19 protein-coding genes are annotated in these 21,769 nt (G+C 61.0%); 16 read left to right on the forward strand and 3 right to left on the reverse strand.

What is annotated here, in order from left to right:
• The first annotated feature begins 9 nt into the window (after window positions 1-9).
• The 16 genes from L6R21_08720 (at window position 10) to L6R21_08795 (ending at window position 15,750) form a co-directional block, all read left to right on the forward strand.
• Window positions 10-927 (forward strand): phytoene/squalene synthase family protein, encoded by a 918-nt coding sequence (locus tag L6R21_08720; GenBank protein MCK6559272.1) that lies wholly within the window; start codon window positions 10-12, stop codon window positions 925-927.
• A gap of 4 nt (window positions 928-931) precedes the next feature.
• On the forward strand, window positions 932-1,618 hold the full coding sequence (locus tag L6R21_08725; GenBank protein ID MCK6559273.1) for a lysophospholipid acyltransferase family protein: 687 nt from the start codon (window positions 932-934) through the stop codon (window positions 1,616-1,618).
• Between the two features lie 69 nt (window positions 1,619-1,687).
• On the forward strand, window positions 1,688-2,827 hold the full coding sequence (locus tag L6R21_08730) for a glycosyltransferase (protein MCK6559274.1): 1,140 nt from the start codon (window positions 1,688-1,690) through the stop codon (window positions 2,825-2,827).
• 6 nt (window positions 2,828-2,833) lie between these two features.
• Entirely contained in the window at window positions 2,834-3,529 is a 696-nt protein-coding gene (locus L6R21_08735; GenBank protein ID MCK6559275.1) for a carotenoid biosynthesis protein, read from the forward strand.
• A gap of 15 nt (window positions 3,530-3,544) precedes the next feature.
• On the forward strand, window positions 3,545-4,273 hold the full coding sequence (locus L6R21_08740; GenBank protein ID MCK6559276.1) for a fatty acid desaturase: 729 nt from the start codon (window positions 3,545-3,547) through the stop codon (window positions 4,271-4,273).
• A gap of 95 nt (window positions 4,274-4,368) precedes the next feature.
• A complete protein-coding gene (locus L6R21_08745; protein MCK6559277.1) occupies window positions 4,369-5,853 on the forward strand; it encodes a deoxyribodipyrimidine photolyase in 1,485 nt (494 codons plus the stop codon).
• A 23-nt stretch (window positions 5,854-5,876) separates the two neighbouring features.
• The gene (locus tag L6R21_08750; GenBank protein MCK6559278.1) at window positions 5,877-6,191 is read left to right on the forward strand and encodes a DUF1232 domain-containing protein; all 315 of its coding nucleotides are present in this window, start codon (window positions 5,877-5,879) and stop codon (window positions 6,189-6,191) included.
• Between the two features lie 70 nt (window positions 6,192-6,261).
• Window positions 6,262-8,103 carry an N-acetylmuramoyl-L-alanine amidase gene (locus L6R21_08755; protein ID MCK6559279.1) on the forward strand — a complete coding sequence of 614 codons (1,842 nt, stop codon included), beginning with the start codon at window positions 6,262-6,264 and terminating at the stop codon, window positions 8,101-8,103.
• Window positions 8,104-8,162: 59 nt separating this feature from the next.
• A complete protein-coding gene (locus L6R21_08760) occupies window positions 8,163-8,693 on the forward strand; it encodes an NUDIX hydrolase (GenBank protein MCK6559280.1) in 531 nt (176 codons plus the stop codon).
• The gene (locus L6R21_08765) at window positions 8,690-9,112 is read left to right on the forward strand and encodes a hypothetical protein (protein MCK6559281.1); all 423 of its coding nucleotides are present in this window, start codon (window positions 8,690-8,692) and stop codon (window positions 9,110-9,112) included. The genes L6R21_08760 and L6R21_08765 overlap by 4 nt, the downstream gene beginning before the upstream one ends.
• Before the next feature lie 77 nt (window positions 9,113-9,189).
• On the forward strand, window positions 9,190-10,134 hold the full coding sequence (locus tag L6R21_08770; protein ID MCK6559282.1) for a histone deacetylase: 945 nt from the start codon (window positions 9,190-9,192) through the stop codon (window positions 10,132-10,134).
• A gap of 160 nt (window positions 10,135-10,294) precedes the next feature.
• Complete coding sequence (locus L6R21_08775) at window positions 10,295-10,975, forward strand: protein-L-isoaspartate(D-aspartate) O-methyltransferase (GenBank protein ID MCK6559283.1); 681 nt, start codon at window positions 10,295-10,297, stop codon at window positions 10,973-10,975.
• Between the two features lie 242 nt (window positions 10,976-11,217).
• Window positions 11,218-11,673: a ribose 5-phosphate isomerase B gene (gene rpiB / locus L6R21_08780; GenBank protein ID MCK6559284.1), complete on the forward strand. Its 456-nt coding sequence runs from the start codon at window positions 11,218-11,220 to the stop codon at window positions 11,671-11,673.
• A gap of 103 nt (window positions 11,674-11,776) precedes the next feature.
• The gene (locus L6R21_08785) at window positions 11,777-12,535 is read left to right on the forward strand and encodes a PspC domain-containing protein (protein ID MCK6559285.1); all 759 of its coding nucleotides are present in this window, start codon (window positions 11,777-11,779) and stop codon (window positions 12,533-12,535) included.
• A 135-nt stretch (window positions 12,536-12,670) separates the two neighbouring features.
• Window positions 12,671-13,174 (forward strand): DUF5668 domain-containing protein, encoded by a 504-nt coding sequence (locus L6R21_08790; GenBank protein MCK6559286.1) that lies wholly within the window; start codon window positions 12,671-12,673, stop codon window positions 13,172-13,174.
• A 149-nt stretch (window positions 13,175-13,323) separates the two neighbouring features.
• Window positions 13,324-15,750, forward strand: coding sequence for a thiamine pyrophosphate-dependent enzyme (locus L6R21_08795; GenBank protein ID MCK6559287.1), 2,427 nt, complete (start codon window positions 13,324-13,326; stop codon window positions 15,748-15,750).
• A gap of 618 nt (window positions 15,751-16,368) precedes the next feature.
• Here L6R21_08795 and L6R21_08800 read toward each other — a convergent pair.
• From L6R21_08800 to L6R21_08810, 3 genes are all read right to left on the reverse strand, one after another.
• The gene (locus L6R21_08800) at window positions 16,369-17,553 is read right to left on the reverse strand and encodes a P-loop NTPase (GenBank protein MCK6559288.1); all 1,185 of its coding nucleotides are present in this window, start codon (window positions 17,551-17,553) and stop codon (window positions 16,369-16,371) included.
• A gap of 157 nt (window positions 17,554-17,710) precedes the next feature.
• On the reverse strand, window positions 17,711-20,968 hold the full coding sequence (locus tag L6R21_08805) for an AsmA family protein (GenBank protein ID MCK6559289.1): 3,258 nt from the start codon (window positions 20,966-20,968) through the stop codon (window positions 17,711-17,713).
• The gene (locus L6R21_08810; GenBank protein MCK6559290.1) at window positions 20,965-21,768 is read right to left on the reverse strand and encodes a FecR family protein; all 804 of its coding nucleotides are present in this window, start codon (window positions 21,766-21,768) and stop codon (window positions 20,965-20,967) included. Before L6R21_08810 ends, L6R21_08805 begins: the two co-directional genes overlap by 4 nt.
• Window position 21,769 lies beyond the last annotated feature (1 nt).

Consider the following 21,769-nt stretch of genomic DNA (forward strand, 5'->3'; position numbering starts at 1 on the left):
GAAACAATTATGAAATACTGGTTGGAAAAGAAGAATCGCCTTGTGTTTGATCACGCCCGCCATTCGACCGCCCATCATTCCAAAAGCTTCTACCTCGCGGCCCGCCTGCTCCCCGAAGAAAAACGGTGGGCGACCTTTGCCGTTTACGGTTACTGCCGTTATGTCGACAACTTGATTGACAATCAACGCGCCCGCCATACCGTCGAGATCGAGCGCGAGCTGGAATTCCTGGTGCACGAACTGGAAGCCGCCTACCGCACCGGCGAATCCGAGCATCCCATCATTCAGCCATTTATCGTTGCGGCGCTGCGCTATGGCATTCCCATCAAGCATCCGCTGGATTTAATCAGCGGCGTGCGCATGGATTTGCGCCACGTGCGCTATGAGACGTTCGCGGAGCTTTATCCGTTTTGCTACAAAGTCGCGGCGGTCGTCGGGCTGATGATGACCCACATCTTCGGTTATGACGCGCCCGGTGCCTTCGCTTATGCCGAAAAGCTCGGCATTGCCATGCAATTGACCAACATTCTGCGGGATATTCAAGAAGACCGCCGCATGGGCCGCATCTATCTGCCGCTGCAGGAGCTGCATGCCTACCATTGCGCCGAGCAGAACATTCTCGCCGAGCAAATGACGCCGGGGTTTCGCGAGCTGATGGCGTTCCAAGTCAATCGCGCGCATTCCTACTACGACGCGGCGGAAGCCGGCATTGCCCTGTTGCAGGAAGATGCGCGCTTCGCGGTGTATGCGGCCAGCCGCATCTATCGCGGCATTCTGCGCCGCATCGAATCGCGCGACTACAACCCGTTTCTCGGGCGGGTGTACGTGCCGAGACACACCAAGCTCAGCATCGTGCTGGAGGAAGTGCTGCGCACCAAAATGCTCGCCGCTCACGGCGGCCTGACTTATCCCGTCGACCTGAGCTGAGGCCATGATTCCCGCCAAACATGCGTTTTGGGCTGATGGAATTTTCTATCCCTATCTTCGGCAGCTCTGCCGCCGCCATTTTCACCGGCTGGAGATTCTCGGCAGCCTGCCGCACTTCGACCCGCAGTTGCCCGTGCTGCTGCTGCCCAATCACAGCACGTGGTGGGACGGCTTCTTCGTCTATCTCTTGAATCGTAAGATCTTTCATCGCCGGCCTTATTTGATGATGCTGCAAGAGCAGCTCGCGCGCTACTCTTTTTTTGCGCGGCTCGGCGCTTTTGCCATCGACCCGCATTCGCCGCGCGAGGTGAGGCAATCCTTGCGCTATGCTGCGGAGCGCTTGCAAATGCAGCCGCCGGTTTTGCTGGCGGTCTTTCCGCAGGGTGAATTGCGACCGTGGCATGTGCGGCCGCTCGGTTATCGCCGCGGCATCGAGATTCTGCTCAAGATGGCGCAATGCCGGGTCAATCTGCTCAACCTGGCCATCAGCGCCGGTTTCTACCGCGAACGCCGGGCAGAAGTGTTTTTTCTGTTCGATGAAAACCGCATTGTTGATCACCGCAATTATCCCGATCACCTCGGCCTGGAGCTTGCCGAGGAACGGCTGCTCGCCGAGCTGAGACAACGCTGTGATCGCGGCGAAACCGGTGTCTCCTTGCTGCCGCGCCGCGGCCGCGCACCTGCAGGTTGATGCGCTGGGCCTGCCCGGAATTTTTCGCGGCAAGAATGGATCTGCAAACAGGTGCAACCCTTGGCTCTCGTGCTCACTGTGGTGCTGGCCGTGCTCGGCCTCGTGCTCGTGGTGACGCTGTACAATGCGCTCACGGCACCGCTGCTCAGCCGGCCGCCGTTGCTGCCGGCCGCGCCCTTGGTCTCCGTGCTCGTGCCGGCGCGCAACGAGGCGGAGAATATCGCGGCGTGCCTGGCAGGTTTGCAGCAACAGCGCTATGCGCAATTCGAGATCATCGTGCTCGACGACAATTCGAGCGATGCGACCGCCGCGCTGGCCGCGAATCTGGCCGCGCGCGACAGCCGGATTCGGCTGATCTCCGGCGCGCCGGTGCCGGCGGGCTGGACCGGCAAGAATTGGGCATGCCACCAACTCAGCAAACATGCGCGCGGCGAGATTCTCATTTTCACCGACGCCGACTGCCGCCACAGCGCAGAGATCATCGCCGCTACTGTCGCGTGGATGCAGAAGTATCGTTTGGGTTTGTTGACCGCCTTCTCGCAGCAAATCACCCTCACACTGCCGGAAAAGCTGGTCGTGCCGGTGATCTACATGCTGGTCTACAGTTATCTGCCGTTGTGGCTGACTTACTATTCCAAGTCGCCCGCGCTGGCGGCGGCCAACGGCCAGTGGCTGGCCTTCACGCGACCGGCCTACGATCGTCTCGGCGGTCATGCGGCGGTCGCGACGGAAGTGGTCGAAGATGTTGAATTGAGCCGGCGCGCCAAGCGGTTCGGTGAGAAGATTCTCGTGCTCGCGGGCAATGATGCGGTGCAGTGCCGCATGTATCAATCCTGGCGCGGCGTTTGGGAGGGATTTTCCAAGAACGCCTTTGGTTTGGCCGGCCATCAAACCATTCCGTTCTTTCTGCTGTTACTGCTGTTGTTCGGATTGCACGTGTTGCCGTTTGTTCTGGTTTGGCTGCCGCCGCTGGCGAAACTCGCGGCCCTGGGCATTGCCATGAATCTCGCGCTGCGGCTGGTGCTGGCAGTGAAATACAAACAGCCGGTGCTGAGCGGCATACTGCTGCATCCGGTCGCCGTTGTGCTCACGCTGCTCATCGGCCTCAATTCTTATCGCTGGTATCGCGGCGGCAAGATCGTTTGGAAGGATCGCCGCGTGTTTTTCAATCAACCGGCCGCCGGGTCCGCTGCCGGCCCCGGGCTTTAGCGTCTCATGAAAATCAACACGCATGCGCTGCTCGTTTTTTTGGTGTATTTGCTGCTGCTGGCGGGCGCGGCTTGGCATGCCCTCGATGTTCTGCAACGCGAAATGCAGTTGCTGGCAGCGCCGATGATCATCGGGCTTGCCCTCTTGCTTTTGGGCGAATATCTGTGTAAGCTTCGCCGCCTGCCCGCAACGCCGCGCGGCGCGAGTCATATCGTGTTGCGTTTCGTGGGATGGAGCAGCGCGGTCATTATTCTCGGTTTTCTCGTTGAGCTGGTGGGTGTGCACACCGGTTGGCTGTTCGGGCAATATGATTATCGCGGTGTGCTGCAGCCGGAGCTCGCCGGAGTGCCGGTGGCCATCGGCTTTGCCTGGCTGGCGATGCTGCTCAGCTCCGCGGCGCTGACGCAGCGGTTTTTGCAGGCTCACGCGGCTGCCGGCGCGTTCCGCTCCGCTGTCAGTATTGCCGCGTTCATGGTTTTGTTCGATCTGTTCATGGAGCCGGCGGCAGTGGCGCTCGATTACTGGCAATGGCAGGGCGGCACGGTGCCGCTGCAAAACTATGCCGCCTGGTTTGTGATCGGGTTCCTGCTGGCTTATGCCGGCTTGCGGCTGGGCGTGTTACAGGCGAAATTTTCCAATCTGCCCCGGCACGCTTACCTGGCGCAATTGCTCTATTTCACGGTGGTGAACTTGTCGCGTTGAAGAGTTGAAGAACAGATGCATCCCTATGCCACACAATCCTCCCGCGGCCTGCTGTTCGGCGCGATGATCATCGCGCTCTGGTTCGGCAATCTCACCATGCTGCTCACCCAGCCGGTGACCGCGGCGGCCTGGGTGTGGATATCGCCGGCGCTGTTGCTGCAGACCTTCCTGCACACCGGCCTGTTCATCACGGCGCATGATGCCATGCACGGCACCCTCACCCGGCACCAGCGCTGGAACGATTTCGCCGGTAGCGTGTGCGTGCTCCTCTATGCGCTGTTTTCATTTCGGCGGCTGCGGGTGGAGCATCAGAAGCATCACGCCCATCCGGCGAGCGCGACCGACCCGGATTTTCACGACGGCGCGCATGCCGGCTTCTGGCGCTGGTACGGGCATTTCATGCTGACGTATGTGACCTGGCGGCAGTTGCTGGGCATGGCGCTGGTCTTCAATCTCCTGCATCATGTGCTGCACGTTGCGCTGTTGAATCTTCTGCTCGGCTGGATCATGCCCGCGCTGCTCAGCACGCTGCAGCTCTTCTATTTCGGCACATTCCTGCCGCATCGCGAGCCGGCGGGCGGTTACGAGAATCGCCATCACGCGCGCAGCAATGCCTACCGGCCGCTGTGGTCGTTTCTCTCCTGCTATCATTTTGGCTATCATCTCGAGCATCACGAATTCCCGTTCGTGCCCTGGTGGCGCTTGCCGTTCGTGCGCGGCCAGGAGATGCGCCGGAGCAATTGAGCAGCGGCCGGCCTTTTTTCCGCCCGCGCCGCACCCGTTCTGCCACCGGCTGATTCGAGGCTGCACGCAGCACGCAAAGACAAGCTCGCTCACTCATGCCCATTCCCGATTGCCGCATCGCGGCCTGCAACACGGCCCCGCTCCATCCCCACGGTGAATTCGTGCTGTATTGGATGATTGCCAATCGCCGCACGCAGTGGAATTACAGCCTGCAGCGCGCGGTCGATTATGCGGTGGAATGGCAAAAGCCGTTGCTCGTGCTCGAAGCGGTGCGCTGCGACTATCGCTGGGCCAGCGACCGGTTTCATCGTTTTTTGTTGGAGGGCATGCGCGACAATGCCGGCCGCCTGCGCAAAACGGCGATCTCCTACTATCCCTACCTGGAACCTGAACCTGGTGCGGGCAAAGGCTTGCTGGCGGCGCTGGCGGCGCGCGCCTGTGTGGTGGTCACCGATGATTTTCCCGCCTTCATGTTGCCGCGCCTGATTGCGGCCGCTTCGCGGCAAGTGCCGGTGCGGCTGGAGAAGATCGATTCCAACGGCCTGTGGCCGATGCGTGCCACCGATCACGTTTTTCCCACCGCCTATGCTTTCCGCCGCTTCCTGCAAAAGAATCTGCATTCTCATCTGCTCACCCTGCCGCTCGCGGATCCTCTGCGCCGCGTGAAATTGCCGGCGCTCACCGCGCTGCCCCGTGAGATTCTGCGCCGCTGGCCGCCGGCCGAGCCGGCGCAATTTGCCGGCGATCCGGCAGCGCTGGCGCAATTGCCGATCGATCATCGCGTCGGCGCCGTCACGACGCGCGGCGGCAGCGCGGCCGGGCGCGAGCGGCTGCTGGCGTTTCTCGAACTGCGCCTGGCGCGCTATGTGGAGGAACGCAATCAACCGGAGCAGGAGGTGACCAGCGGCCTGTCGCCGTATTTGCATTTCGGCCATCTTGCGGTGCATGAAATCTTCGCGGAGCTGATGCAGCGCGAGTCGTGGTCGCCGGCATTGTTGCCGCCCAAAGGCAAGGGCGCAAAAACCGGCTGGTGGGGTGTGCGGCCGCCCGCCGAAGCCTTTCTCGACGAATTGGTCACCTGGCGGGAGCTGGGATACAACTTCTGCGCACAGCGCACCGACTACGATCAATATGAATCGCTGCCCGCGTGGGCGCAGGCCACGCTCAACCGGCACAGCCGCGACCGGCGCAGCCACGCCTACTCGCTGGCGCAGTTCGAGCAGGCCGCAACGCATGATCCACTGTGGAACGCGGCGCAGCGACAGCTCGCCACCGAAGGCCGCATGCACAACTATCTGCGCATGCTCTGGGGCAAAAAGATCCTGGAGTGGAGCCGCGCTCCGCGGGAGGCGCTGACAATCATGATCGAGCTGAACAACAAGTACGCGCTCGACGGTCGCAATCCCAATTCCTATTCCGGCATCTTTTGGGTGTTGGGCCGTTATGACCGGCCGTGGGGACCGGAACGGCCGGTCTTCGGCGTCATTCGCTATATGAGTTCGGAAAACACCGCCCGCAAAGTCCGCGTGCGTGAGTATATCCAGCGATATGCCGGCAACTCACCGGCGCTGTTCGATTGATTCATGCGAAAAGGAGATGCGCCGTGCCCTCCGCCAAAAATGTGATAACCAAGCCCTCGTTTTGGAAGCTGGTTTGGCATCTGCCCAAATTGCTTCGCCTCGTGCTGCGCCTTATGCGTGACCGCCGCGTGCCGCTCATCGGCAAGCTGGCGTTGGTCGCCGCGTGCGTTTATGTCGTTTCGCCCATCGATCTATTGCCTGATTTCGTGCTGCCGGTTTTGGGCTACACCGATGATCTCGCCATTCTGCTGGCGGCACTCCGCTTCCTGTTCAACCTGACCCCGCCCAATGTCCTCGAGGAGCATCTTGGTGAGTTCGACCCGCGTTCGATCCGCTAGATCGGCAGTGCGCTGCCCGAGCCGTGCCCGCAGGCACTGCCGGCACCGCCACCGGCAGGCATTGCCCGCTGTGCCGCGCAGTCCGGTTGCGCTGCTGCTGTGCGTGCTCATTTCGCTGTTGCATGTTGCCACTCTGTCTGCCCAGAAGCTGCACCTCGAGGTGATCTATCCCCGTGAAGAGTTGACCATCACCGCGCGTGATTCGACCTTCGTGTTCGGCAATTTTGAGCCGGCCACGGCGCGGGTTACGATCAACGGCGTGCCGGCGCGGCAGTATTCCAATCAGACCTACCTGGTCATGGTGCCAGTCAAACCCGGCAAATTCGTGTTTCGCGCCGTGGCGGTTGACAGCATCGTGGCGATCGGCGGCGTGGATTCGGCCGTGGTCGAGCGGCTGGTTTACATCCCCGATTATCTCGCGACTTCACCGCCGGCGCCCTTGCAGTTTGACACGAGCTATGTTTATCCCAAAGTCGATCTCGCCATGCGCGCCGGCGAGGTGCTGGGCGTGGCGGTAAAAGGCTCGCCTGGCTGGCGCGCGACGTTTGAGATTGCGGGGTTGGCGCAAGAACTCCCCATGGCTGAAAGGCCGCCGCGCCGCCAGTTCTATTGGGGCGAGGCGGTTTTTGGCCGCGCCCAGCCGCCCAACACGCCCGAGGTGCGGGGCATCTACACCGGCGTCTTCATGTTGCGCGACAGCGATTCGCTGCAAAACGCGAGCATTCGCTTTCAGCTCAGCAACGACCAGGGCGAGAAGATCGAATTGACCGCACCCGGCCGGTTGAGTTTGTGGCCCGAGGCCATTCCGCAAGTTGCCAGCCTGACCGAGGAACTCACCATTGGCCGCACCGGACCGGGCAACGGCTACCAGCTTTTTTTGCCGAAGGAGGTCAAGTTGCGCCTCACCGGCAGAGAGGGTGGGTTCTATCGCGCGCGCCTCACCGAGGATGAATCCATCTGGGTGCCGGTGGCCAATTGCCGGCTGCTGCCTGCCGGCACGCTGCCGCCGCGGGCCATCGTGCAGGTGGCCCGCACGCAGAGTTTTGCCGATCGCACGCGCGTCACCATTTTCATGGAAGAGCGCGTGCCTTTTCGTATCGAACAGCGCACCCAGCCGCAGCGCCTGGAGGTGATTCTGTTCGGAGCCACGGCGGATACGGATTGGATCCGGCATGACTACGGCGATCCGTTGATCGGCGAGATTCGCTGGTCGCAAGACCAGGATGAGAAGTACCGCCTCAGCATTGCACTCAATCAAAAACAGCAATGGGGCTATCGTGTCGCCTATGACGGCACGAATCTCGTGCTCGACATCAAGAAGACGCCGAAGCTCGCGTCCTCGCCGCACAGCCCGCTGCAGGATTTGTGGGTTTGCATTGATGCCGGCCACGGGCCGGATTTGGGCGCCATCGGGCCCACCGGGTTTTTCGAGAAGGATGCCACCTTCCTGCTCGCCGCAGAATTACGGGAGAAGCTCGAGCGCCGCGGGGCCAAGGTCATCATGACGCGCACCGTTGCCGAAGAGGGCATGACGCTCACCGCGCGGCGCAAGTTCGCCGAAGTCAGCAATGCCGACTTGTTCATCAGTCTGCATTACAACGCGCTGCCCGACGGCGTGAATCCGTTTCTCAATCGTGGCAGCAGTGCGTTTTACTATCATCCGCAAAGCTATGAGCTGGCAAATAAAATTCTGCGCATGTTGCTTCAGAAGCTAAAACTTCCTAATTTCGGCCTGTTTTACGACAATCTTGCGGTGTGCCGCGTCACCAACATGCCGGCGGTGTTGATCGAGCCGGCGTTTCTCATGCACCCGGAAGAGGAGATGCTGATCCTCTCCCCGCGTTTTCGCGCGCTCACCGCAGAGGCTATCGTCGCCGGAATGGAAGCGTTCGTGCGGGCGGCGCGGGAATGAAGCGGCTGCGCCCGGCGGCGCACGCTTGCGTGGTTTCTCTCTGCACAGCCAAATCAGGAATGAATTCGGAATTCGCCCATTGCCCGAAATGTGCGGGCCAGCTCGAAACGCGCGTTCTCGAAGGCCGCGAGCGCCAGGTTTGCCCCCGCTGTGGCTTTATCCTGTATCGCAATCCGATTCCGGCAGTTGCCGTGATTCTGCAGCAAGACGACGGCATTCTGCTGGTGCAGCGCGCCGTTGATCCGCATGCGGGTGACTGGTGCCTGCCGGCGGGTTTCATGGAGTGGGAGGAGGGACCGGAGCACACCGCGCGCAGGGAAGCCCGCGAGGAAACCAATCTGGACATCCGGGTGCGGCAGCTCTATGGCGTTTTTCCGGGCAGCGACTATCCCGCCAACCGCATCGTGCTGATCGTTTATCGTGCGGAGATTGTTGGCGGCGAGCTGCGGCCCGGTGATGATGCGAGTGACGCGCGTTTTTTCAAATTGACGGATTTGCCCGAGAATGTTGCTTTCCGCGTGCATCGCCAGATTCTGGCAGCGCTCCAGGAGGAGATGCATTCGCGCATGCCCAAACAGGACTCTTTATGAAATGCAGAGTGATCTGTATGCTGCTGGCCGCCGCGCTGACCGGCGGTTGCAACTCCGCGCCGGAGCCGCAGCCGGCACCTAAACCGAAGGCAATCGCAACCGTGGAAAAAGGCCCGCAGAAAGTCTATATCGACGAAATGCCCCGGCTGTTTACCACGGCTGCCGGTCGCAAACTCATGATTCCCGTCACCGGCAATTTGCCCAATCCGGCCTATCAACTCGACACGCTGCGCGTGGAGCGGCGCGACGAGGTCGTCGAAATCACGCCGCTAGCGCGTTACGATGACAGCCTGATGGTTACACAAGTCCTGGTGCCTTTTTCCAGAACCGTAGCAATTGGCCCGTTTGAACCGGGTGAATACCATCTGCGTTTCAACAGCCGTTCCGGCGTGCAAGACGCCAAGATTATCGTTGAGTGAGAGCGGCGCTGCACCGGCAACAAACAGCGGAACAGACTGCCCAAGAGGCAAGTTCGAACCTCCTGCGGTGAAGGCTCATGACAGGTTTCTATTACCATCCGGATTTTCTTCAGCACGACACCGGTGACGGCCATCCGGAACGGCCGGCGCGCCTGACCGCGATCATGCAACACCTGGAAACCACGGGCTTGCTCGCGCGGCTGCAGAGCCGACAGCCGGAAGCAGCGCCGCCGGCGGCGATCGCGACGGTGCATCCGCACGGTTACGTGGCGTGGGTGCAACAAAGCTGCGGCCCGCGGCTGCACATGCTCGATTCAGATACCGTGGTCTCACAGCATTCCATGCGCGCGGCGCAACTGGCGGTGGGCGCCGCCCTCGCTGCAGTCGATCAAGTCAGCGCGGGCAAGCTGCGCAACGCTTTTTGTGCGGTGCGGCCGCCGGGGCATCATGCCGAGACCAGCACCGCGATGGGCTTCTGCCTGTTCAACAACGTGGCCATTGCGGCGGATTGGCTGATTCGAAGCCGGCGTGCCGAAAAAGTCCTGATCATCGATTGGGACGTGCATCACGGCAACGGCACGCAGGAGATTTTCTATGAACGCGGCGACGTTTTCTTTTTGAGCTTCCACGAGTGGCCGCTCTATCCCGGCACCGGCCGAGAGGAGGAAACCGGATCCGGCGCCGGCCGCGGCTGCACCCGCAACGTCCCCATCGCGCCTTACACGCCGGAGGCGGATTATCTCGACCGCTTCTCCGCCGTGGTGACGGAAGTGCACGAAAGCTTCAAACCCGATTTTGTGTTGATTTCCGCTGGTTTCGATGCCCACCATCGTGATCCGCTGGCGCACCTGCGCTTGACCGAAACCGGCTTTGCCCGCATGACTGAGTTGGTGCTGAATTTGGCGCAGTCTTCCGCCGCCGGCCGCGTGGTTTCGCTGCTGGAGGGCGGTTACGACCTCAATGGACTGGCGCATTCAGTGGCCGCACATGTGGAGAAAATGGCAGCCGCAGCCGCGCCGTGAGGCAGGCTCGCAGCCGCGCCTCGCTTCGTGCTGCCGGCGGCAAGTCCACGGCCGGAGGCGAATTCAACCGGCGAGCACAGGACGCTGCTCGCGCACATGCTGTTGGACCGAACGCTGATCACAACCTGACGTCTCCTGTGAGACGGAATGGGTGCATGCCATGAGCACCAAAGGGTGGCAAGATCAATCCGCGAGCGATGACTCCTTCCTCTCCGCTCGCCGGCGCATGGTGGCGCACCAGCTCGAGCGCCGCGGCATCCGCGATGCGCGCGTGCTCGAAGCCGTGCGCAGCGTGCCCCGCCACCTCTTCGTGCCGGAGCGCTTTCATGCTCTGGCCTATGATGACAGTCCGATCGCCATCGGATTCGGCCAGACCGTCTCCCAGCCTTACATCGTGGCTTATATGCTGGAAGGGCTCAAGCTCATCGGCATCGAAAAGGTCTTGGAGATCGGCACGGGATCGGGTTATGAAGCCGCGCTGCTTTCCCACTTGTGTGAAGAGGTTTATTCACTCGAAATCATTCCGGAACTAGCGGCGCGCGCTGAAAAAACTCTCAACGAGCTCAACTACACCAACGTGCAAGTGCGTTGCACCGATGGCTACAAGGGCTGGCCGGAGGCGGCGCCCTTTGACCGCATCATTCTCTCTGCCGCGCCCACGCACGTTCCCGAAATGTTGCTGGATCAACTCGCGCCCGCCGGCATGATGATCCTGCCTTTGGGTGATCTCGACCAGCATCTTGTCCATTTGACCAAGACGGCCACGGGCAGCATCGAGCGCACGCAATCCCTGCCGGTGAAATTCGTGCCGATGACCGGGCTTTCCGCGGCCATGAACTGAGCATCGCATCGCCTTTGGATCAAATGCCAGCGCACTCTTCCCGCAAAACCAAACAGGTGCTCACCGAGCGCGACGTGCTGCAAGCTTGGCAGCAGCGCCAGCGTCAAATCAACGTGGCGGCCGGTGTGATCATTACGCCGGCGGCGCGCGATGCGGCGCGGGCGCGCGGCATCACATTTCTCGATGCCGCTGCGGCTGCAACCCCGCAGGCGAGTCCGGCGCCGCCACCCTCGGCAAGCCCGCTGCTGGTCTTCATCGGCTCGGATCATGCCGGTTATCAATTCAAAGAGCAAATCAAATCATGGTTGCGTGAGCTGGGCTACCGCCACGAAGATGTCGGCACGTTCAGCGAAGCGCCGGTTGACTACCCCGACATTGCCGAATTGGTGGCGCAGAAGGTGGCGGCCAAGCCGGAGTTACGCGGCATCATCATCGATGGTGCCGGCATCGGTGCGGCCATTGCGGCCAACAAAGTGCCGGGCGTGCGCGCTGCCGCCTGCTTTGATCCCTACACCACGCGCAACAGCCGTGAGCACAACAACACCAACGTGTTGTGCCTGGGCAGCCGCAACCTCGGCATTGACATCGCCAAAGAGATCGTCAAGATCTGGCTGGCAACCGGATTTGGCGGCGGCCGGCATTTGCGCCGGGTGGAAAAGATCACCGCGCTCGAACAGAAATATCGCGGCGGCTCTTGAAACCTGTGGACTCCTGTTCCGTCTAACCTGGCGGTCTTTAAGGCACGATGTGCATGGCATCCGTCCCAACGTGAACAACTATTGAATGGCTGTGTCTCCCCTCATGAATCAAGCATTCCAAAACCAACAGACTTCCCTGCCACCACCGGCTGGCGGCCCCCGCCGGCTCTATCGGTCACTGTCGGATCGCCGCATTGCCGGCTTGTGCGGCGGCATTGCAGAATACTTCGGCATTGATGCCCTGTTGGTGCGCATTCTGTTTTTGCTCAGTGGTATTTTTGGCTTCGGCGTGTTCGTCTACATTGTGGGCTGGATTATCATTCCCGATAACCCCGCCGGCGTTACCGTGACCCCGCGCGTGCCCTCGGCCAGTACCCGCTACGTCTGGGGAGTCATTCTCATTCTGCTGGGGTTGGTGTTCTTGGCGGAGGCCAATGGCTTGGACTGGCTGGTGCCCTGGCGCTGGCATTTCTACTGGCCGGACTGGTTGAGCTGGGGCGTGGTGTTGTCGGCGTGCCTGGTCGGGTTGGGACTGCTGATGGTTTACCGCGGCTTCACCAATCCCCCGGTAACGTCATCGGCGGCGACGAATTATTCAGCTTTTGATGCTGCGATTGCAGGAGGGCCTGTGATGAATCCGAAACGATTGACGCGTTCCGTCAAGGAGCGCATGGTGGGTGGTGTCTGCGGTGGTTTGGCCGAGTATTTCAACCTCGATCCCTCGTTGATGCGCGTCCTGTGGGTCGTCATGACTTTTGCCAGCGGTTTCTTTTTTGGAATCGTGGGCTATATCATCATGATGGTGGTCGTGCCCGAGCAACGGCTCGACTCGAGCGAACCCAGCACGACCAACGTTCCCTAGCCGCCGGCCCGATACCCTTTCGGCGCAATTCGGTTTTGTGCCTGCGCTGTCGACGATCCTGCGCCATGGGATTCTCGCGCTGCGCTGCAGCACCGAGCTGTGCGATTCCAACTTGTGGCTCAAGGAGATGAGAGGATGGCAACGCCGCGTCGCTCATTTGTGCCCGGAATTATCCTGATCTTGATCGGTTTTTTCCTTCTGTCCGATCATTTGAATTTGCCCTGGCCCAGCTTTGAAGCCGGTTATCCGATCTTGTTCATCATCTTTGGTGTGGCGAGCGCAGCACGCATCCGCTTCGGTGACAAAAGCCTGGAGGGTGTGTTCGGCGCGTTCTTCTGGCTGACCCTGGGAATTTTCTTTTTTCTGCGCAATTTCGATTACATCCCCTACCGTGCCTGGCCTTGGGAGATTGTCGTGGTCGCTTTCGGCATGGGCTTCCTGGGCAAGTTTTTGTTCCGGCCCAGTGAGTGGGGGACGCTGGTGCCCGCCGCGGCGTTTCTCTATCTCGGCGGCGGCTGCCTCCTGGATTATTATGAAGTCGTCTATTTCCCCTTTTATGACCTGCAACGCTACTGGCCAGTGCTCCTGATTGCCATTGGCGTGGGCATCGTCATCAATGGCGCGCGCAAGGCGGCCTAGCCCGCGCGCCTTTCCCGCCTCTGGCCCGCGCTCCCGACATTCGATTTGACATTCAAAACCTCATTCCCTACCTTCCTGTCCGCTTTTTGCTGTCGAGATTTCATGGAATCCGCAAACGCCACAGTCTTCCAACGCAGGGAATCGTACGCATGATTGCAGCCAGCGGACGGAGCAAGCGCGCCAAACGCGCCTCTTCGCGCTTCACCTCCGAAGAAGTTCTGCAGGACTATCGCCTCGCCTGCCTGAGCCGGCAAGTCAGCCTGATCAGCCGAAAAGAAGTCATGGGAGGCAAAGCCAAGTTCGGCATTTTCGGCGATGGCAAAGAGGTGGCGCAACTGGCAATGGCCGGCGTCTTCCAGAAGGGCGATTTTCGTTCGGGCTACTATCGTGATCAGACTTTCATGTTTGCCACCGGCATGTGCAGCTTGCGTGAGTATTTCGCCCAACTCTACGCGCACGCCGATGTCGAAGCAGAGCCGAACAGCGCCGGCCGCGCCATGAACGCACACTTTGCCACCCGCAGCCTGGAGGGCGACGGCCGCTGGAAAAATCTGATGGCCATGCCCAATTCCTCCGCCGATGTCTCGCCCACCGGCGCACAAATGCCGCGCTTGGTCGGCCTCGCCCAGGCCTCCCGGCTGTATCGCGAGCTGGAGGAGCTGAAACAATTCTCCAACTTCTCCCACCACGGCAACGAGATTGCCTTCGGCACCATCGGTAATGCCACCTGCGCCGAGGGCATCTTCTGGGAATCGCTCAATGCCATTGGTGTGCTGCAAGTGCCGGCCGTGCTCTCCATCTGGGATGATGAATACGGCATCTCCGTGCACAACGAGCATCAAATCACCAAAGCCAATCTCTTCGAATTGTTGCAGGGCTTCCAGCGCCGCCGCGGCACGCGCGCAGGTTTTGATTTGTACCCGGTCAAAGGCTGGGATTATCCGCGTTTGCGCGAGGTGTACGCTAGGGCCACTGCCGTCGTCCGCCGCGAGCATGTGCCCGCCATCATTCATGTGACGGAATTGACCCAGCCCCAGGGGCATTCGACCTCGGGCAGCCATGAACGCTACAAATCCAAAGAGCGGCTGGCATGGGAGCAGGAGTTCGACTGTCTGCGCAAGCTGCGCGAGTGGATACTGCAGGAACGCCTCGCCACTGCCGTGCAACTCGACCGCCTCGAAGAGGAATGCCAGAGAGTGGTGACGGATACGCGCGATGAAGCCTGGCAAGCCTATCTCGCGCCGATTCTCGCGGAGCAGAAGCAAGTCGCCGCTATGATCGAGGCCATCGCCCAACAATCGCACCAAGCGGAGAAGCTGCGCAAGTGCCGGGCGGGCCTGCTGGCGAACCCCCATCCGCTGCGCCGTGACTTGATGGCAACCATCGCCGAGGTGCTGCTGCTGACGCACGATGAACCGAGCGCGCCCCGAAATGATCTGCTTGCCTGGCGCCGCGAGCTTGATGAAACCACGCAGGAGCGCTACCGTTCCCATCTTTACAATCCCACCGCCAGCTCGGCGCTGCCGGTGCAGGAGATCAAGCCGGTTTATGCGGCCAAGCCGGCCATGGTGAATGGCTTCGAGATCTTGAATGCCTGCTTCGATGCCGCACTGGCGCGGGATCCGCGCGTGCTTGCCTTCGGTGAAGACGTCGGCCGCCTGGGCGACGTCAATCAGGCTTTTCGCGGGCTGCAGGAGAAATATGGCGAACTGCGCATTGCCGACACCGGCATTCGCGAATGCACCATTGTCGGCCAGGCCATCGGGCTGGCCATGCGCGGCTTGCGGCCAATCGCCGAGATTCAATATCTCGACTATTTGCTCTACGCCCTGCAAATTCTCTCCGATGATCTTGCCACGTTGCTGTGGCGCACGAAAGGCGGGCAGAAGGCGCCGGTGATCGTGCGCACGCGCGGCCACCGCCTGGAGGGAATCTGGCATTCCGGCTCACCGATGGCGGGCATCATTCATCTCGTGCGCGGCCTGCACGTGCTGGTGCCGCGCAACATGACGCAAGCGGCGGGATTCTACAACACGCTGCTGCAAGCCGAGGATCCGGCCATTTTGGTGGAAGTGTTGAACGGCTATCGTTTGAAGGAAATGCTGCCGGAGAATATCGGGGAATTCACCATTCCGCTCGGCGTGCCGGAGATTCTGCGGGCAGGCCGCGATCTCACCGTGGTGACCTATGGCGCGTGCTGCCGGCTGGTGCAGGAAGCGGCGGAGCGGCTGCAACGCGTCAATGTTGACGTCGAAGTCATCGACGTCCGCGCGCTGCTGCCGTTCGACCTGCCGGGCATGATCGGCGCTTCGCTGCAAAAGACCAATCGCATTCTTTTCGTTGATGAAGACGTGCCCGGCGGCACCACCGCCTACATGATGCAGGAAGTGCTCGAACGCCAGGACGGCTACCGCTGGCTGGATTCCCCGCCGCGCACGCTGCCGGGCCAGCCGCATCGCCCGGCCTATGGCTCCGATGGCGATTATTGGTCGAAGCCCAACGTCGAAACGATTTTTGCGGCAGCATATGACTTGATGCGCGAGGCAGATCCGCGGCTCTATCCGGCGATCTTTTGACGGCTTGCGGGCCTGACGATTCCTCGGCAGGCTTGTGAAGAGCTGGGCACAGTCCCGGGTTATTCACAAGATCGCGCGGGATGACAAGTCGAATGGGCCGCCAAAACAAATTGAAGAAGTGTCCGCCCCAAAACGCCACCGCCCGGTCGCTTGGTCGTGAACAGGCGCGAGTTTTGTTCGACTCGTGCACGCTTCGCGGCCAAGCGGCCGGGCGGTTTCTTGTTTTCTGGACAGGCAGCAGGGCAACAGCCCACGAGCTTGCCCCCGACGGGCATATGCGTCAAGCTAACGAAAGCGCCTGTCCCCAACGGGACAAATGTGATAGCAAAGGGCTACGCCCTGGGAAGCAAGACATCGCCGGGTTTTATAGCCCAATCAGGGCGAAATGAAACTACGTATGCGGCCTCGCCTCATTCTATTTCGCGCCATTGGCGCTCCGAGTTTGGCTTGAACTTTATCTTGGGGCGTTGCCCCAAGCTTTCATAGGCCGCCCCATTGGGGCTTTTGCTTTTTCCCAAATCGTTAACTTGACACCGATGCCCCGACGGGATCGCGAGTGAAAGTCCACGGAGAGCGCCCTGGGAACTGATGGAGCGCGAAGGAACGCGCAGGCGGGTTCTATTTTGAGGGCGTCGGGCTGGCGAGCGGTGGGCCTTGCGCCAGCTTGGTGATGCGCTCCTGGAACATGTGTTCGGGAACGCGGCAGGGCAGCCCACCTTCCTGCAGTTCACACCTTCCCCACAACAAACATTCAATCGAACAAATTCGGCTGCCGTCGTCCGGCCGGTCCTGCAGATCGAGTAACGGCAAAATGGCCCGCACGCCGCGGGTTTCATACTTGGCCGGCGCGCCGAGCAAATGGCGTTGCACCATGCGCAGGAAGCGGCCGTGGTTTTCGGATTGCGCGGGCAGCAGCTCTTCCGGCCGGCGCTGGCGCAGCGCGCGTTGCAGGCGGGGATCGTCGTTCAAGTAGCCCCAAAACTCGAGGCGCAGGCGGAGCAGATCCTGCGTGGCGATTTGCAGCGACAAGCCCTCTTTGATCTCGCGATAATCGTGCACACGATTGAGAATCAATTTGGGAGAGAGGCTATTGATGATCTTGAAGAAGCGCAGCGCATCACGCACGCTTTGCTCGCGCAGGCTGCGCCCGATTTCCGTGAGCAGGCGGTGATCCTGCACGTGGGTGGGATCTTTGGAGCGGTCGAGCAGCGCCAGCACTTTGGGCGAATCGTGAAACGAGCGGCGCAACAGGCGAAAGACCGCGACTTTGAGGAAGTTGTAACATTCCTGAATCGAGGTCGGTTCGGGATTGGCGACCACGATTTGGACGTCGCCGGCATTGAACAAGTCCACCTCGTTGAAGGAGGAGCCGGCGCCGATGTCGACGATCACGAAATCCACGGCGAGCTGGCGCAGGTGGCGGATTATTTTCAGCTTTTCGCCATACTCGATGTTGGCGAATCCCGGACTGCCGGCCGCGCCGCAGATCAATTGCACGCCCGGCAGCGGCGAGTCGATCAGAATCTCGGCGAGATTCTTGCTCCGGCGGGTGATGAAATCATGCAGCGTGCGCGCCGGCGTGTCGATGCCCATGATCGTATGCAGATTCGCGCCGCCCAGATCGGCATCAACCAAAACCACGCTGGCCTGCGATTGTCTCAGCACCAGCGCCAGGCTGGCACTCACCACCGTTTTTCCCACCCCGCCTTTGCCCCCCGCCACCGTAATAATGCGCAGCGGCCGATGCGACCAGGTGTGGCCGCGCGCTGAGACAGGTGTCGTTTCTGCAGGGGAGTCTGACATAATTTGCTCTGTACCGGTGCAATTCCAATTTGTAACAGAGAAATTACAGACAGTTTTCGCGGAATGCGTAGTACTGGCCAGGTTCTGGTTGGAAAGTTTGGCAGAGCTGCCGATGCTGCGGCTGGGGCGGCGTTATCGCCCCGAGCTGAAACGGCGGCTATTGCGAACTCGAGGACTCCAAGAAATAGCGCATGGGCAGGCGCGCAAAATCGATGGGGGAGGGCAGCGTGAAGGGTGAGAACCACGGTTTGATCGGTTCCAGCGCAGCGTAGATGAAACCGTTCTTGATCTCGAACGACATCGCGCGCACGTTGTACTTGGTTTTGAGCAGAAGCCGCATGTTTTGAATGCCGCGATCGGTGCCTTTGGGATCGAGCGCCTGCAGCAGATTCGCGGCCACTTTGTTTTCGATTTTCGTGAGATTGAGCTTGCCGCTCAAGTTGCGCACGAGCTGCTCCGGCGTCGTACCGGCACCCTGCAGCCGAAAGTCGGCGGACATGCGCGAGCCTTTCTCGAAGCGCGAAGTCAGCGGCCGCAACCGCGAAATGTCGATGGAAGAAACCTGCAGCGCAGTGGAATAGGTCAATTGGTCGGGCGAGCCGTCACCCAATCCCACCAGCACATTGCCGATGAAATTGCCGTCGAGAAATTTCATGCGCATTTGCGGCAGATCAAAGCGGGAGTTGCCCAGCCGCAGATCCGCTGCGATATCCTCCAGCCGGTAGCCCATCACCTCCAGGCGGGCGATGGAAAAATGTGAACGCGGTGTGCGCGGCGGCAGCGGCGGTTCGCGGAGAACCTCATACAGCAACAACGATTCGCCGGCATTGGCCAACATCGCGGCCGGCGCTTGCTCGTCCGCGTGCAGGGTGATCTTCGCTTCCTTGCCCTCCAACTGAGAAGTGTAGCGTTGGGCAAAATCCACCTCGCCATCGAGATCATGAATCGTCAGCAGCGTGTCGAGCGCAATTTCGAAATCCCGAAGCTGGAGGAAACCGCTGACGGTTGCGGGTTGCGGCGCAAAGGGATCATCCGGCAGAAACTGATCAATTGTGAGTTCGCCGTCGAGCTTCCCGGCCAGCGCCAGGCCCGCGGCCGGCGCAATTGCCGGCTGCGCCTGCAGGGCGAGGGAAAGCTCGGTTTTCACCTGCATGGCATCCGCAAAGAACTTTCCCCGGACGTCGTAATTTCCCTTGAGCTGCCAGGCGGGAATTTCGAAACCACCATCGCGCACCGCGAAGTCGTCCGTTGCGATCACCAGCACGCCGCTGGCAAGCGTTTCCGGCAGCGGCGCTTTCAAGTAATCCGGCAGGCGCGGCGCGGCACAGCGCGCTTGAAATTCTCCCAACGTTGCTGCGGGGGTGAGCGACCAGCGCGTGTCGAGCTGCACGTCATTCAAGTAAAGGCCGAGTGTGCTGTCTTCGTAGACGGCATTCGTCGAGCGCGCCGTGAACTCGCCGCGATAGTCGGCTGCGCCGTTGGCGGATGACTGGCCCTGCAGCCAGCCGGCGAAGCTGGCCTGGCCCGCGATGCGGGGCGCCGGGAAAAGCGAATCTCCCAAAAGATGATCCGGCAGCAGGGCGATGACTTCCGCCAGATCCAGCGTGCCCTCGGTCAGTTCCACACGATAGGCCGGCTTTTCGACCTCATAGTCCAAGGTAAAGCGCACGCCTCCCAGTCCCAAGCCGATGCGGCCGTCGGTGAGTTTGATGCGGGAGAAGTCGGGTGTTACGGAAAGCTGCGCGGTGGTGCGCAGATGGTCTGCGGGAATGTCGCCCGCATCATCGCTCGTGAGGTAAGTGAGCGGCTCGTTGCGCAGATTGAAGTCGCAAGCGAGGGCGCGCAGGCTGGGACCGCGCACTGTCAAGTCACCGCTGAGGCGGCCGCGCAGGCTGTCGGCAGTGAACGGAGCGAGCTCGAGGTTTTCGAACTGCACGACGGCCTCGACTGCAAAATCTTTCGGGGCCTCGCCATTTCGCCGGTGGCCGCCGGCCGGCCGCAGATTTGCATTCCCGCTGATTTTTGCGCCGGCGAAATCATCAATGGCAAACGCAACCGCAGCAGCGGCCGGCAGTTGATCCGCGCCCAATTCTCCGGAGATCGATATCGCTGCCGGGCCGGCATGCAGCACCGTTGCGGAATCGAGCGGCAACACCAGCGAGGCAAAGTCGGTTTTGGCAGAAAAAGAAGCGCCGGCCGCGGCAGCCCGGGTGGCATAGTGAACCTGCAATCGGCCGTGATCGGCGGCGAATCCGGCGCGGCGGTCGCGATAGCTCAAGTCTGTTCCCGTGAGCGTGAAGTTGATCTGTAGGTTCTCCGTTGCACCGGCGATTTCACTGCCGGAGAAATCCAGCATGCCTGCGGCCTCGATGTCCGCCAGCGCCGGCAGGAGTTGCATTCCGAGATGCGTATGCACAAGCTGCAGCAGGCGGCCCACGTCCAGACGGCCGCGCGCGATTTGCGCAGAAAAGCGGGAGGCAGTTTGTTCCTGGTTGAAGGTGAGACGCGCCGCGATTTGTTCCTCGCCGGCAAGCGTGAGCTGCAGTTCCGGCACCGCGACTCGTCCGGCAGCGAGATTAAGGGCAGCTTGCGTGCGCAGGCCGAGTGCAGGCAGGGAAAACGCGGGTTGCTTCGCCAAGCGGATCGTTTGCGGCGTGAACGTGAGTGCCGCCGTGAGCGTCAGCGAATCCCGGCTGGCGAGCTGGCAGCGAATCTCAGCCGCCAGCGCGGCGCGGAGGCCGAGCGTGTCGGCCGGCTTGGTTGAGGTGGAAAAATAGTCGAGCGCGGTGCCGCGGCAGTCGAGCGCGATTTCCCCCTGCACATGGTTGTGGCGATCGACGACTAATTCGGCAACGGTGAGATCAAATGGAGAAATGGTGAGGCGCTGGTTCGTGCTGTCGGTTGTCAGGCGCGCGGCGATTTCAATGCCGGTGAGCGCGAGTGATTGGAGGTTGAGGTCGACCGGTAGCGCCGTGGCGGCAGCGGTGTCGGCCGGTGGTGCCGCGCTGGAATCGGCAAAGGCTGCCAGCAAGTCATCGAGATTGCTCGCGCCGTTGGAATCTTGTTGATAGTGCAGCCGCGGCCGCACGATCGCGATGCCGCCGATCTCGAGCTTGCGCTTGAACAGCGAAAAGAAACGATAGGCAAACTCGATCCTCTCGATGGCCAGCGGCGCGGGCGCGTCGCCGGCTGTCATCGCCGCCAGCGTGACCTCTTCCAGTGTGAAACCCGTGAAGAGATTGAAGCGCAACTGCCCGGCCTGCAGCCGCAGGCGGTAGTCTTCGGCGAGCGTCGCGATCAAGATCTCTTTCAGCCGTTCCGAGGGGTAACGGATTCGCAAATAAGCCGTTGCGCCGGCGGCGAGCAACACCAAGCCGAGCAGGAAGAATAGCAGGATTTTGGCGAAGCGTTTCACTGCCGGGTTCTGGTTTGGCGGTCACGCGCGAGATTCCACTTCACCCAGTCCGTCTGCTCGTCCCGGTCAGAAGTTTTGAACGAGCCGGTTGATTTCACCTTGCCGTCGGTGCCGATGGTGATTTGCTGCATGTTGCGCACGAGGTACACCCATGCGTCGAGGGTGATCTGGGAGGGGCCGGGCACCTGGCGCGGGCCTTCGATTTGACGGCGGCCTGACTGCCCCGCGCCGATGGTTTGCGGCGTGAGGGTGTTCATCTTTTCCGGCGCGTTGCTGATTTTCACTTCGCCGGTGTAGACTTTGAGCTGGGTTTCCTGGCGGGTGGAGTCGTGGTTCAAGCGGAAAACCGTACCGGTGATGGCGGCGCCGGCAAAGTCGGAAGAGACTTCAAACGTCGAGTTGGCATCGACGGATTTGACTTTGCCCCAAATGTCGCCCTGTTCGAGCGTGATCTTGGTTTCGAGCTTCTTCTCTTTGGTTTCTTCATAGAGCTTGACAATGTCGATCGTGGTCTTGGGCGCCAGCCGAATGAGATCGATCTCCGCGAGCTGCATTTCCGCGCGCGATTTGAGCAGCGTCCGCACCCGGTCGCCGGTGTAGACGTTGGTTTTGTTCTGGGCGCGGATCCAGTCCGGATCTTCCACCTGCTTCTTCTTGACGTCACCTTCGACCAGCGTGAACAAGCCTTTTTGGGCGTCATCGAGTTTGCGCCGGGACGACCAGGGCCGCGCGGCCAGCGCCATGCAGACGGTCAACAGCAGAAACAGTGCTGCAACGGAGAGCAGAATTCTCTTGTTCATG

The organism is bacterium, from assembly GCA_023150945.1.
Lineage (GTDB): Bacteria > Zhuqueibacterota > Zhuqueibacteria > Zhuqueibacterales > Zhuqueibacteraceae > Coneutiohabitans.